The sequence below is a fragment of the Zobellia alginiliquefaciens genome, from assembly GCF_029323795.1.
Taxonomy (GTDB): domain Bacteria; phylum Bacteroidota; class Bacteroidia; order Flavobacteriales; family Flavobacteriaceae; genus Zobellia; species Zobellia alginiliquefaciens.
The window spans coordinates 88,286-102,268 of record NZ_CP119758.1 but is presented as its reverse complement, the minus strand read 5'-3'; the positions used below and the strand labels follow the sequence as shown (position 1 = coordinate 102,268).

The window sequence follows — 13,983 nt, the reverse complement described above, 5'->3', positions numbered from 1 at the left end:
TCTCGGTTTAGTACTAAATGAAAGTGAATTCATTCAATACTATCAATGGAACAAAGTTTAAAAACCTATGTTATGCAAATTGAAAAACTAGCTTTTCTTTTCTAACAATGCCATATAAAACCCGTCAAAACCACTTTTTGAAGCGAAAATCTTCTTCTCTTTTACCAAACTGAAGTCCTTTCCTTCTTCAGATGCGAGAAATGAGGTCACTTGGTCATTGTTTTCCTGCGGAAGAATTGAGCAAGTCGCATAAACCATCTTTCCGCCTGGCTTTACTATTTTGCTATAACTGCGAATGATATCATGCTGCGTTTTCGTAATTTTTTCAAGAAACTCAGGTTGCATTTTCCATTTACTGTCCGGGTTTCTACGTAACACTCCAATACCTGTACAAGGAGCATCTATCAAAACACGGTCCGCACTACCGTATAACTTTTTGAATACTTTGGTAGAATCTATTTCACGGGTTTCAATATTATGGGCATTATTCCGTCTAGCACGTCTTTTTAACTCTTTTAACTTACTACTGTAGATGTCCATGGAAATAAGCTGACCCTTATTTTCCATAAGCGCAGCCAAGTGAAGTGATTTTCCGCCGGCTCCGGCACAGGTATCTACTACACGTTGTCCTGGTTTTACATCTAAATATTCCGCTACAAGCTGAGACGAGGCATCTTGAACTTCAAAATAACCCTTCTTAAATGATTCGGTAACAAAAACATTGGCACGTTCTGGTAACCTAAGTGCACTGGCGTACCCTTTGATCGGTTCAACAACTATACCCTCATCAAGCAAAGCTTTACGAAGGGCTTCTTTGTTTGTATTTAAGGTGTTGGTTCGTAGAATTACTTCTGCTTGCTCGTTAAGTGCAGCACTTTCTTCGTTCCACAGTTTTTCGCCCAAAGCCTCCAAACAAATCTCATCAATCCAATCCGGAAGTGATTCGCGGAATTTTCTAATATTGGAAAGTTCATCAAATCGTCCTTTAATACGGCGTTCCGGGGTAGGTTCTATCTGTTTCCAATCCGGAAGTTTTATTCCTTTTAAAACGGCCCATACCGCCCACATTCTAAAAAGGTCCGGTCTGCTGAAAGGCGCCTTTACTTCGGCAATTTCAGAATACAAACGCTTGTAACGCACCATTTCATAAGTAGTTTCGGCAATAAAACCACGGTCGCGAGAACCCCAGCGTTTATCGAATTTTAGTACTTTCTGTACTACCTTATCGGCATATTCTCCTTCGTTAAAAATCAAGTTCAAGGCATCGATTACTGCGAAAACCAAGTTTCTATGTAGCTTCATTACAAAAAATTAAGGCTGCAAAGGTATTGTTTTGCTGTTGGATTACCTTTATTTTTGAGAAACTTTGTACGTATGCGATTTCTATTCCCTCTTTTGACTGCCATTCTTTTTATTTCTTGTGCTGAAAAGCAAAAAAATCAACCATTTACTTCCGTTGAAATTGAAACTATTTATGAAGATTCCGTAAGTATCCGTGCGATAGAGATTATGGGAAACAGTTTAGGGTATGCCGGCAGTAACGGTATATTTGGAAGTGTGGATCTAGCTACGGGTAAGGTTAGGGAAAGTATACAAAAATATGATTCTATTACTCCGGAGTTTCGAGCTATTGCCCATACTTCCACGGATTTTTTTATGATATCTATTGCAAATCCGGCATTGTTATATAAAACAGGTGAAAACGGAAGCATGGAATTGGTGTACACGGAGGAAGATGACAGTGTTTTCTATGATGCTATGACTTTTTGGAACGATTCTGAGGGTATTGTGGTTGGAGATGCAATGAACGGTTGCTTAAGTATTCTGATAACCAGGGACGGGGGAAATACATGGAGTAAATTGCCCTGCGAACAACTTCCGAGGAGTGTAAGGGGAGAAGGGGCTTTTGCGGCTAGCAATACGAATATTAAAGTGCTGGGTGACAAAACTTGGATAGGGACAACTAAAAGTCGAGTTTATTTTTCGGGTGATAAAGGAAAAACATGGGAAGTTCAAAACACTCCGGTGAGCAGTGATGTAGAGACCCAGGGCATTTTTTCAATCGATTTTTATGATGAAAATATAGGATTTGCCATAGGAGGTGATTTTACCAAGCCCGAAGTCAATACGGCCAATAAGGCCGTAACTATTGATGGAGGAAATACTTGGCAACTGATAGCGGATGGTCAAAATCCGCAATACAAAAGTTGTGTTCAATTTGTTCCCGGCTCCGATGGCAAAGGTCTTCTAGCCATTGGGTTTACAGGCATATCGTACTCAAGCGATAGAGGAACTACCTGGAAACAACTGTCCGATGAGTCCTTTTATACAATTCGTTTTCAAGCTGAAAATGTGGCTTATGCCGCCGGGAAAAATAGAATAGCAAAACTGATTTTTAAATAGGTCCTTTATGCTTTAGGGCATGTTCCTGCCGCCTTCGTCCCGCTTTTGATGATATTTTCTAATGAGCTGGCGTTTAAATTCTTCCTCTGAACGCAATAGTAACAGCGTTTTCTTGGCCGTAATAACTCCTGCCGCTTTTTTAATGAAGTCCTTTCTAATATCTTCCTCTTCCTGTTCAATTTTAAGGAATAGTTCAATAATTGAATTCGCCTCTTTTTCCGACAGCTTTTCAGATTCCTTTACCTTGCTGCGTATCTGATTGTACTCTTTCTCTTTAAGCGCACCACGTTTATCTTCGTATTCGTTGTAGATAGGCCAGAAAGCCTGTGCTTCTTTGCTACTTAAGTTTAAGCGCTCTGTTAGATAAGCGATTTTTAGGGTCTTTATTTTGTCGTAATCATGGGATTTCTGCGCATAAAACTGCACAGAGGCTAATAAAAGCACCATGGTTACAACTATTTTCTTTAATCTATTCATTGTATACAAGATTTAATTCGTCAAAATAATCTATGTTCTCATCAAGATAATCTAGCACGTTTTCGTCACTAAAATTACTTTCGAACATATCCGTCATTTCAAGCTCACTAATAGGCATTACTTCCGCTAATTCATAGCTTGTAAGGTCCAATTCATTTTGGTCAAAATAGTTCTCTATATCTGATTGTGCCAAATCATCAAAACCAATTTCATTTGTTTTGTTCAAATTCAAGTTTAATGTCAAGGCAACTATCAATACTGCAGCCACGGCCGCTACTGCGTAGTAATATTTTTTAAAGGGTTTTAATGGAATGACCTTGCTTTCTTGTTCTTCTTTTAATTTATTTAGAAGTCTGTCATTAAAAGAATTAAAGTAACCGTCAGGAAGTTCAAAACCTTCCTTTTTAGGTATGGCTGCACCTTCGCTAGCGAGCTTTTCAAAAAGGTTTTTATTAAACTTTTCAAAATACCCTTCAGGGGCTTTAAACGGATTTTTTTTATCGAATGGCTTCATACGCTATACTGCTAAAGATATTCTTTCTGTTCTTTTAAATGTGCTTCAATCTTCTTGGTTGCCAGATGATAAGAGGCTTTTAAACCCCCGACCGATGTTTCAAGAATCTCTGAAATTTCTTCGTATTTAAGCTCTTGGAAGTATTTCATGTTGAAGACTAGTTTTTGCTTTTCTGGCAGGGTTGCTATGGCCTGCTGTAGCTTTAATTGTATTTCTTCACCTTCAAAATATACGTCCGCTTTAAGATTTTCGACTAAACGGTCTTGTAATTCTCCATCACTGACTCCCATCATCCTGGATTTGCTTTTCAAAAATGAAAGCGCCTCGTTGGTAGCTATCCTATAGATCCAAGAATAGAGTTTACTATCTCCCTTAAAATTTGAAATGTTTTTGTAAACCTTTATAAAAGTATTCTGTAGCACATCATCTGCATCATCATGGTTTAACACAATTCTACGAATATGCCAGTATAGACGCTCTTTATAAGTGTCTACCAATACCTCAAAAGCGCTGGCCTGCGTTTTTGTCTCTTGTAACTGATTTACTAAGGTTTCCTCTGCAATCAAATGGATTGGGCTTAAATTCTTATAGTTAAGACTATAAATTTAGCAAAAGGTTTAATTGCTTAGCCCAAAGATTGCATTTGCACTAGTTTTTTATAAGCGCCATCTTTAGCGATGAGTTCATCGTGAGAGCCTTGTTCCACTATTTCTCCTTTTTGAAGTACCACAATGGTATTGGCATTCTGGATGGTGGAAAGTCTATGGGCGATAACTATGGAAGTTCTATTGCGCATCATTTTCTCCAAAGCATCTTGTACCAGGCGTTCGCTCTCCGTATCTAGGGCAGAAGTGGCCTCGTCCAATATCATGATGGGAGGATTTTTTAATACCGCTCTTGCAATGGATAAACGTTGCTTTTGACCACCACTGAGTTTGTTGCCGCTGTCGCCAATATTGGTGTCATAGCCTTTAGGTAGGTCTACTATAAAATCGTGCGCATTGGCAATTTTTGCCGCTTCTATGATTTCTTCTCTACTTGCGTTTTCTTTGCCCAAGGAAATATTGCTAGTTACGGTGTCATTAAATAAGATGCTATCTTGTGTAACAAGGCCAAGAAGACCTCTTAAAGACTTTTTGGATATGTCTTTTATGTTGTGACCGTCTATGGTAATCTTACCTTCATTAACGTCATAAAAACGGGTCACCAGGTTCGCAATCGTACTTTTTCCACTACCAGATTGCCCAACAAGCGCTACGGTTTCTCCTTTAGGAACTTTTAAATTGAAGTTTTTTAATACATATTCATCTTCATATTTAAAAGATATATTTTGAATTTCTAACCCTTTATCAAAAGTTTCCTTGACCAAAGCATCTGGCTTGTCTACGATAGGGTTTTTGGTTTCAAGGATTTCTATGACCCTTTCTGCGGCGGCGTTTCCTTTTTTTACACTGTATGAAGCTTTGCTAATTGCTTTTGCAGGCGTTAAAATCTGATACGAAAGCGTCATGTAGGTAATGAATAGCCCAGGCTCCAATGTCTGTTCTACAAGCACCATTTGCCCACCGTACCACAGGATAACACCAATTGCGGCAATACCAAAGAACTCACTTGTAGGTGAAGCTAAGTTTTGTCTGTTGAGTAGGCTATTGGAGAAATTAAAAAATCTTTTGGTGGAGGCTTGAAATGTTTTTGAAAATCTAGATTCCGCATTAAAAGCTTTTATAACCCGTAAACCACCTAAGGTCTCCTCTAAAATAGATAAGAAAAAGCCTTGTTCTTTTTGAACCTTGGCGGATTTTCTTTTCAGTGATTTTCCTATTAATGAAATTAAAAAACCAGAAAGCGGAAGGAACAAAAATACAAATAGTGTTAGTTTTGGACTTATGGACAGCATGGCTATAATCGTAAAGATTATAGTCAATGGTTCCCTTACAATCAGTTCTAAAATAGATAGAAATGAATGTTGAATTTCTAAAACATCAGAAGTTATGCGGGCTATGGTGTCACCTTTTCTCTTTTCCGAATAGTATGAAATGGGCAATTCTACTGTTTTGTCATACAGTTCATTCCGTAAATCTTTAAGTACCCCGTTACGCAAAAAAGTAATAAAGTACATGGCGAGGTAATTAAATACGTTCTTCATGAAGAACATACTAATTATTAGAATTACCATTAGCATGAGGACATCGCCGGCATCGCCTTGCTGACTTCTTTCGGTAACGAAAAAATTTAGGTATTCCGTAATATAGTCCTTGGCACTAGACAGTCCTTTCCATTCCGGCTTTACGTAAAGCGGTTCAGTTTTATTGAAAAGGACCGTTAACATAGGGAACAACGAAATCATTGCCAGTGTTGAGAACAAGGCATAGAGAATGTTCGATATAATATTTAAAAATGCAAATAATTTATACGGCTTTGCAAACCGTAGGATTTTTTTGAAATACTCCATTAACCAAGATTAAGCTCCGTAAGAATATCCTGGATTTTATCATCCAGTTCTTTAGAGACTTTTTTGAAATCTTCTGCTTTATCCAGCTTTGTGTTCGTACTGATATAAAACTTAACTTTTGGTTCCGTTCCACTTGGCCTTGCCGCTATGCGGGTACCATCTTCAGTTTCGTATATTAAAACGTTGGATTTTGGAATATCGATAGCTTTTTCTTCACCGGTCAATACATTTTTGGCGATAGAGGTGTTGTAATCTTCAATCCATTTTACTTTAGAACCTGCTACGGAAGAAACAGGATTCTCTTTAAAGTCTTTTAGCATTTGCTTGATTTCTTCGGCACCGCTCATTCCTTTTTTGGTGATGGAAATCAGCTTCTCTTTATAGAAACCATAGTCAACATAACAGTCGATCAACTTTTTGTAAAAAGAACTACCATCCGCTTTAGCTTGAGCAGCAATTTCGCAAGCCAATAGGGTAGAGGTAACGGCATCTTTATCACGAACAAAATCGCCCACCATATAACCGAAACTTTCTTCGCCACCACCGATAAAGTTCGATTCAGGGAAGTCCTTTATCATCTTGCCAATCCATTTAAAACCGGTAAGTGCGGTCTTGAACTCAACACCGTATGATTTGGCCATAGCTTCCATCATGGGAGTGGAAACAATGGTAGTTGCTATAAATTCATTTCCTTTAAAACCTTTTGCTTTTTGCTTGTCCAGCAAAAATTTGGTCATTAGGACCATAGCCTGGTTTCCGTTCACAATTTCCATTTCCCCATCTAGGTTGCGAACGGCAATTCCCAAACGATCACTATCCGGGTCTGTTCCTACGACCATATCAGCTCCTATTTCCTCGGCTTTTGCAACTGCCATTGAAAGAGCTTCAGGCTCTTCAGGGTTTGGAGATTTCACCGTAGGGAAGTCACCATCAGGTTTGGCCTGCTCTTCAATAATGGTTACATTTCTGTAATCGGCTCTTTTTAATACTTCTGGAATAGCAGTTATGGATGTACCGTGAAGCGATGTAAAAACTATTTGAAAATCATCTTTACCTGCAGCGTTAAAGTTTCCATTAGCTACCGATTCAGTTATGAAAGCTTCATCAACTTCTTTGTCAATAGTTTCAATTAGACTATCATTGGCCTCGAACTTAATGTCCTCAAAAGAAAGCGAATTGATTTCTGATATAATCTCGCCATCCTGTGGAGGAACAATTTGTCCGCCGTCGGTCCAATATACTTTATAGCCATTATACTCTGGCGGGTTGTGAGAGGCTGTAAGGACTATACCAGCGTGGCAACCTAAATGTCTAACGGCAAAAGATAATTCTGGAGTGGTGCGTAATTCAGAAAAAAGAAAAACTTTGATTCCGTTTGCAGAAAGTACTTCAGCTACGGTTCTTGCCAAGGTGTCGCTATTGTGACGACAATCAAAAGCGATAACTACTTTTACATCCTTTGATCCGTATGTTTTTATAAGATAATTGCTTAGGCCTTGCGTACTTTTACCTAAAGTATATTTATTTATTCTATTGGTGCCAACACCCATTACACCTCGCATGCCACCGGTTCCAAATTCCATATTCTTGTAGAATCTGTCCTTTAACTCTTCAGTGTCGTTATCAATTAGATGTTGAACTTCTTTTTTTACTTCTGGGTCAAAAAAATCGGTCAACCAAGATTTGGCGGTATTTAGAATGGCATCCATAGTAGTGTCTGTATTATGTGTATTATTTAGCGCTTAAACTTACGAAGAATATTCCTTTGCTTTTGACTCTGGACCTATTTCTTCGGAAATGGTATAACGTGTTTCATTTTTTCGTGATCTTATCAAAATTTCACCTAAAAACCCTGCTAAAAATAACTGAGTACCAATAATCATTGCTGTAAGTGCAATGAAAAATTGCGGGCGATCGGTTATTAATCTTCCGTAAGGGTTTATAAAAAGCTTGTCCACACCCAAATAGATGGCAAAACCAAAGCCTATAATGAACATGAGAACGCCCAAAGCCCCAAATAAATGCATGGGCTGGCGACCAAATTTAGATACAAACCAAATGGTCAATAAATCTAGAAAACCGTTTATAAAACGTTCCATGCCAAATTTGGTGTGTCCGTATTTTCGTGCTTGGTGCTTTACAACCTTTTCTCCAATATTGCCATAACCGGCATTTTTGGCCAAAACGGGAATATATCTATGCATTTCGCCCGAAACCTCAATAGTTTTGATTACTTTTTTATCGAAAGCTTTGAGGCCACAATTAAAATCATGCAGTTTTACCCCCGAGGTTTTACGTGCCGCCCAATTGAACAATTTTGAAGGCATGTTTTTTGAAAGTACGGAATCGAATCTTTTTTTCTTCCAACCTGAAACCAAATCGTATTTGTCCTCTTTTATCAATCGGTACAGTTCTGGTATTTCTTCCGGGTCATCTTGTAGGTCCGCATCCATAGTAATAACTACATTGCCTTTTGCAGCTTTAAAGCCGGCATGTAGCGCTTGGGATTTACCAAAATTCTTTTTGAACCGTAGCCCTTCTACATTCGGGTTGGATTGCGCAAGTTCCGTGATTGTTTTCCAAGAATCATCAGTACTGCCATCATCTATAAAAATAATTTCATACTGGAAATTATTGGCACGCATGACCTTTAAAATCCAATCATGAAGTTCTTTTAAAGATTCTTCTTCGTTAAGTAAGGGTATAATTATGGACAGATCCATGCAAAGTTTCTATATATCTGACCAAAAATACAATTTTGATATTGAAGTTATTTAAACTTTTATCCTATAACACTTCTTTCTTTTAGTTTGATTTTTAGAAAATGCAATGTTCGTCGGTCATAAAGTATTGATAGTTAAAAAAATACAAAATCCTAAGCTAAAAAAGTCAAGTGAATATAGATAGGTAAATCTAATATGCAGGTTTATCTTTTTTAAGAATTAGACCTGTAATGACACCTACAACAAGACCAATAAGGATGTTCATGACTAAAATTATGGGGTAAGTCATCCAAGAGAACGACTTTTGCATTTCAATACCTTGATCAATTTGTTCTTCCGTAAGTTTAGGGTTATCTATTAAAGCCTGTTGTTTTCCTATTTCATACATATTATCCATGAAATCCGGTTCTATAAAGTTAGAGAAAATATAAAAATAGAGTATACCTAAAAGGCCTGCAATAAGAGCAACTCCTGCGCCAACTTTTAAAGCTTCCGAAATTGTTAAAAAGTTTGAATTGGCTTTTTTAAATTGATAAATACCCAATACAATACCGGCAACCAAAATTAAGGTTTGAGTTGCTTGTACGGCAAAACCCCGTTCATATTGCATATCCATTACGTATAACATAATACCAAAGGCTATGCCAACAGCACCAACTATTAGGCCGTAATTAAGCGAAAATTTTCCCGTTTGAGCTTGAGTATCTTCCATCTTTCTATAATGTTTTTGGTTGTTTTCAAAGTTAGTGCTTGTTTTTGTTACTTTGTTACAAGTAAAAATATCTTTTTTCTTTCTTTTTTTGTATTTAGATTGTGAATTCAGGAAAATTAACTAAATTTGCAGCCTTAAAATGAGTGCCTGTCGGAATGGGTGCGTTAAATTTTATTTATAATGAAGAAAGATATACATCCAGAGAATTATAGATTAGTTGCTTTTAAAGACATGTCTAATGACGAGGTTTTTTTAACTAAATCTACAGCAGTTACCAAAGAAACTATTGAAGTTGATGGTGTTGAATACCCAGTGGTAAAATTAGAAATTTCAAGAACATCTCACCCGTTCTATACTGGTAAGGCTAAACTTCTGGATACTGCCGGACGTATTGATAAGTTCAAAAGCAAATACGACAAGTTCAAGAAGAAACCTGCAGCAGCTAAAGCTGATAAAGAAGAAAAATAAATTCTTGTTTAAGATATTTAGAAAGCCTCCACAATTGTCGGAGGCTTTTTTAGTTTATAATCTTACCTATATTTCTATGGGTGAACGAATGGATTAAAAAAAGAGAATACCTACTTTAGCATAAAATTGCCAACCATGAACTATATTCTTTTTGACGGTACGGTACGGGATAACCTGCTGCCTTTCACTTTTACACGGCCTGTTGCGGATATCCGTGTGGGTATATTAACGATACGTGAAAAGTGGGAAAAGTATCTCGGAAACACTACTACGACGATAACGGAGGAGTATCTGTCCGAAAAATTTCCTATGGTTGAAATGGAAGAAAATGTATTGATCAATGCGTCTTTTTTGCCAAATCAAACATTAGTTGACCTTGTTCAGGACTTAAAAGAAAACGAGGCTATTTTTCAAGGTGATGAAGTCATTGCTTTTTTTACTCATGAGAGTCAAGAAGAGGTTGATTTTTCAACGTACGATCACATTGAATTTGATGAGGATATAATTAGAATTGAGCATACATGGGATATTTTTTCCAAAAATGGAGAAGCTATTCAGGCAGATTTTGATTTCATTACGGAAGGTAGAAAAAGTGCGCCCATACCTAAAACCAATACATTAATTCACCCTGAGCGAATTTTCATGGAAGAAGGCGCGCAAGTGGAACATAGTATTTTGAATGCTACGGATGGTCCTATTTATCTAGGTAAGGATTCTCAGGTTTGGGAAGGAAACCTTATACGTGGGGCTTTTGCTTTGTGTAATAACGCCGTAGTGAAAATGGGAGCCAAGATATACGGAGCCACAACTATAGGACCTTACGGAAAGGTGTGCGGTGAAATCAGTAATTCAGTAATTTTCGGTTATTCAAGTAAAGGTCATGAAGGGTATTTGGGTAATGCTGTTTTAGGGGAGTGGTGTAACATTGGTGCGGATTCTAATAACTCCAACCTTAAGAACAATTACGCAAAAGTACGTTTATGGAATTACGCTACGGAAAAATTTGAGCAAACGGGTTTACAGTTTTGTGGACTCATGATGGGAGACCATAGTAAGACGGCAATTAATACCATGTTCAATACAGGTACCGTAATTGGTGTGAACTGTAATATTTATGTTCCTGGTTTTCCACGTAATTTTGTGCCAAGTTTTAGTTGGGGCGGTGCTTCGGGTTTTTCTACGTACAGTACATCAAAGGCTTTTGATGCAGCCAAGGTAATGATGGCTAGGAGAAATGTGGAGTTTGATGATCAAGAAGCTCGGATTTTGGAACATGTTTTTGAGCTAACTAAAAAGTGGAGGAATTACTAAACATGTATTAGGAGGTTATAGGTACCTAACTTTTTGCATGTAATTCTGAAAAAATAAAACTTTTTTAAGTAGATAGGCGGCCTTTGTGAGTTGGTTTGGTTGTTAGAACCTGTAACATTCATAAATTCAAACACTTCTTGTTTGTAATGGGCTGGTAACAAGTTCGTATATTTGCATCCTCTAAAAATTATAGCATCAATTGAATACGAAAGCAAAGCGTAAGAATATGAAAAAGAAAGTTGCCTTCTATACATTGGGTTGTAAACTCAATTTTTCCGAAACATCCACCATTGCCAGAGGTTTTCAGGAGGATGGTTTTGACCGCGTAGATTTCTCTGAACATGCAGATATGTATGTAATTAATACGTGTTCTGTAACCGAGAATGCCGATAAAAGGTTTAAGACCATTGTGAAGCAAGCACAGAAAGTTAATCCAGAGGCTTTTGTGGCTGCCATTGGTTGTTACGCACAGTTGAAGCCTGAGGAACTGGCAGCTGTGGATGGTGTCGATTTGGTTTTGGGTGCTACGGAGAAATTCAAGATAACGGATTATATAAATGACCTGACTAAAAATGATTTTGGTGAAGTCCATTCATGTGAAATAGAGGATGCGGATTTTTATGTAGGCAGTTATGCAATTGGCGATCGTACACGGGCTTTTTTAAAGGTGCAGGATGGATGCGATTATAAATGTACGTATTGTACCATTCCGTTGGCTAGGGGCATTTCACGAAGTGATACGTTGCAGAATATGCTAAAGAACGCAGCCGAAATTTCTGAAAAGGGTATTAAGGAAATTGTTCTAACCGGAGTTAATATAGGTGATTACGGAAAAGGTGAGTTTGGTAATAAGAAGCATGAACACACATTTTTAGATTTGGTGAAAGCTCTGGATAAGGTAGAGGGCATTCATCGTCTTCGTATTTCTTCCATAGAACCTAATCTGTTAAAGAACGAAACGATAGATTTTGTTTCTCAAAGCAACTCGTTCGTGCCACATTTTCATATTCCTTTGCAAAGTGGTAGCGATGCTATTTTAAAGTTGATGCGCCGCCGGTACATGAGCAATTTGTATGTAGATAGGGTAAAAAGAATTAGGGAAACCATGCCTCATGCCTGTATTGGTGTAGATGTCATAGTTGGGTTTCCGGGAGAGACCGATGAACACTTTTTAGAGACGTATCATTTTTTAAATGAATTGGATATATCATATCTGCATGTTTTTACGTATTCGGAGCGCGATAATACCGCCGCGGCAGAAATGGAAGGTGTAGTGCCAAAACAGGTTAGAAATAAACGCAGCAAGATGTTACGTGGACTTTCCGTTAAAAAAAGAAGGGCTTTCTATGAAAGTCAATTAGGTAAAACGTATCAGGTGCTTTTTGAGGGGGAAAACAAAGAAGGCTATATTCATGGGTTTACGAGCAATTATGTGAAGGTAAAAGCACCTTGGAACCCGGAGTTGGTAAATACGCTGCATCATGTAGAATTAAAGGAAATAGATGAAGATGGGTTAGTTCGTTTTAATTTCCAGAAAGAGGTCGTAAAAGCATAGGACAAAAAAAATCCCGCTAGTTGCGGGATTCATCTTCAAAAAAACTCTGAAATTTCGTTAGATTCTAATGCCTACGGGCAACATCTCTTTGTACTGTCTGTTTTTGCGTAAAAAACCGGCAATTTGTGGACTCGTAGGGACTACTCTAAGATTCTGCTCCTGAATGTGGTTAAGAACGGACTTGATAAAATCTTCTTTGAAACCTTCTTTGGTGATTTCTTCAGGCACTACTAATTTTGTTAGAAATACTTTGCGTTCTTGCGAAGAATACTCGATCTTGGCTAAAATACCTTCAACCTTTGTTTCGAATTGACGCAAGAAACTGTTGTCAATAATTTCTACTTCATTCATATAGTTTGATTTTAGATGACGGCAAGAGGTAAGAAAATCACGGTGTTCTCAAATCGTAATTTTGTATACTTTTGCTCAGATTTGTATAAACAATGGAATTCCCCCAAAGTCGACAGCAAAAGTAGTGAAAATAATGTTAATTTCCTAACAATTCCTGTGTGTAGTAATTATGAGTGATTCTAGAATTCATATCTATTTTATGCCGGGAATGGCAGCTAACCCATCTATCTTTAGACATATTGCTCTACCTGAGGAAAAATTTGCACAACATCTTTTGGAGTGGTTCGTGCCGCGGAAGAATATGTCACTAGAGGAATATGCCAAAAAGATGAACGAAAATATTCATCATGAGAATGCGGTTTTAGTAGGGGTTTCCTTTGGAGGTATGCTAGTTCAGGAAATGGCTAGGTTTAAATCTTTTAGAAAAGTTATAGTAGTCTCCAGTGTTAAAGATGCTTCTGAGCTGCCTAAGCGTATGGTCTTTGCTAAGTATACCCGTATACATAAAATTTTGCCTACGGGTCTTGTTAATAATGTAGAGCTTCTGGCAAAGTATGCTTTTGGAGAGACCGTAAATAAACGCCTTGCACTTTATGAGGAATATTTGTCCATAAGGGATAAATACTATATAGATTGGTCCATTAACCAAATTGTTAATTGGAAACGAGTTGAAACAATCCCAGGATTGGTTCATATACATGGAGAGAAAGATGTTGTTTTTCCTATCGGTAATATTAAGGACTGTATTACTGTTAAAAACGGAACACATACCATGATAATCCATCGTGCTAGATGGTTTAACGAGCATTTGCCCACAATTATTTTGCAATAATTGAGTTGTAGTAAAGGGCTCGTTTATTCCTTTTACATGAATTGTGTGTTCAGTATCTATTTTTAATGCGGATATTTTTTTGTTAAGTTTTACTTATTTAAGTTAAAGCGACATTTGAGTGCATTTAGTGTAGAAAAATTAGGAAAGAGTTTACTAACTTTGAATAAACCGTACAATACCAAAAA

The 13,983-nt window shown here is 37.5% G+C and carries 14 protein-coding genes; 5 read left to right on the top strand and 9 right to left on the bottom strand.

Annotation, left to right across the window (positions count from 1 at the left end; translation table 11 throughout):
• Nucleotides 1-87: 87 nt before the first annotated feature.
• Nucleotides 88-1,302: an RsmB/NOP family class I SAM-dependent RNA methyltransferase gene (locus P0077_RS00495; RefSeq protein WP_276167223.1), complete on the bottom strand. Its 1,215-nt coding sequence runs from the start codon at nucleotides 1,300-1,302 to the stop codon at nucleotides 88-90.
• Between the two features lie 72 nt (nucleotides 1,303-1,374).
• On the opposite strand from P0077_RS00495, the gene P0077_RS00490 reads away from it, so the two are divergent.
• Entirely contained in the window at nucleotides 1,375-2,403 is a 1,029-nt protein-coding gene (locus tag P0077_RS00490; protein ID WP_276167222.1) for a WD40/YVTN/BNR-like repeat-containing protein, read from the top strand.
• A gap of 12 nt (nucleotides 2,404-2,415) precedes the next feature.
• Here the strand turns inward: P0077_RS00490 and P0077_RS00485 are convergent, their stop codons facing one another.
• The 7 genes from P0077_RS00485 to P0077_RS00455 all read right to left on the bottom strand — a co-directional run bounded on the left by P0077_RS00485 (nucleotide 2,416) and on the right by P0077_RS00455 (nucleotide 9,281).
• Nucleotides 2,416-2,880, bottom strand: coding sequence for a hypothetical protein (locus P0077_RS00485; protein WP_276167221.1), 465 nt, complete (start codon nucleotides 2,878-2,880; stop codon nucleotides 2,416-2,418).
• Entirely contained in the window at nucleotides 2,873-3,394 is a 522-nt protein-coding gene (locus P0077_RS00480) for a hypothetical protein (RefSeq protein ID WP_276167220.1), read from the bottom strand. The genes P0077_RS00485 and P0077_RS00480 overlap by 8 nt, the downstream gene beginning before the upstream one ends.
• An 11-nt stretch (nucleotides 3,395-3,405) precedes the next feature.
• Nucleotides 3,406-3,960, bottom strand: coding sequence for an RNA polymerase sigma factor (locus P0077_RS00475; protein ID WP_276167219.1), 555 nt, complete (start codon nucleotides 3,958-3,960; stop codon nucleotides 3,406-3,408).
• Nucleotides 3,961-4,019: 59 nt separating this feature from the next.
• Nucleotides 4,020-5,846, bottom strand: coding sequence for an ABC transporter ATP-binding protein (locus tag P0077_RS00470; protein ID WP_276167218.1), 1,827 nt, complete (start codon nucleotides 5,844-5,846; stop codon nucleotides 4,020-4,022).
• Nucleotides 5,846-7,555, bottom strand: coding sequence for a phospho-sugar mutase (locus P0077_RS00465; protein ID WP_276167217.1), 1,710 nt, complete (start codon nucleotides 7,553-7,555; stop codon nucleotides 5,846-5,848). Before P0077_RS00465 ends, P0077_RS00470 begins: the two co-directional genes overlap by 1 nt.
• A 39-nt stretch (nucleotides 7,556-7,594) precedes the next feature.
• Nucleotides 7,595-8,569: a glycosyltransferase family 2 protein gene (locus P0077_RS00460; RefSeq protein WP_276167216.1), complete on the bottom strand. Its 975-nt coding sequence runs from the start codon at nucleotides 8,567-8,569 to the stop codon at nucleotides 7,595-7,597.
• Between the two features lie 190 nt (nucleotides 8,570-8,759).
• Entirely contained in the window at nucleotides 8,760-9,281 is a 522-nt protein-coding gene (locus P0077_RS00455) for a DUF4199 domain-containing protein (protein WP_276167215.1), read from the bottom strand.
• A 180-nt stretch (nucleotides 9,282-9,461) separates the two neighbouring features.
• On the opposite strand from P0077_RS00455, the gene P0077_RS00450 reads away from it, so the two are divergent.
• The 3 genes from P0077_RS00450 (at nucleotide 9,462) to mtaB (ending at nucleotide 12,615) form a co-directional block, all read left to right on the top strand.
• Entirely contained in the window at nucleotides 9,462-9,749 is a 288-nt protein-coding gene (locus tag P0077_RS00450) for a type B 50S ribosomal protein L31 (RefSeq protein ID WP_215438956.1), read from the top strand.
• A 135-nt stretch (nucleotides 9,750-9,884) separates the two neighbouring features.
• A complete protein-coding gene (locus P0077_RS00445; protein WP_276167214.1) occupies nucleotides 9,885-11,060 on the top strand; it encodes a GlmU family protein in 1,176 nt (391 codons plus the stop codon).
• Between the two features lie 226 nt (nucleotides 11,061-11,286).
• Nucleotides 11,287-12,615, top strand: coding sequence for a tRNA (N(6)-L-threonylcarbamoyladenosine(37)-C(2))-methylthiotransferase MtaB (mtaB, locus tag P0077_RS00440; protein WP_276167213.1), 1,329 nt, complete (start codon nucleotides 11,287-11,289; stop codon nucleotides 12,613-12,615).
• Between the two features lie 57 nt (nucleotides 12,616-12,672).
• On the opposite strand, the gene P0077_RS00435 is transcribed toward mtaB, so the two are convergent.
• Nucleotides 12,673-12,966, bottom strand: a complete 294-nt coding sequence (locus P0077_RS00435) for a GNAT family N-acetyltransferase (RefSeq protein WP_276167212.1) — start codon at nucleotides 12,964-12,966, stop codon at nucleotides 12,673-12,675.
• 169 nt (nucleotides 12,967-13,135) lie between these two features.
• Between P0077_RS00435 and P0077_RS00430 the strand changes: the two genes are divergently transcribed.
• Complete coding sequence (locus P0077_RS00430) at nucleotides 13,136-13,798, top strand: alpha/beta fold hydrolase (protein WP_276167211.1); 663 nt, start codon at nucleotides 13,136-13,138, stop codon at nucleotides 13,796-13,798.
• Nucleotides 13,799-13,983: the final 185 nt, after the last annotated feature.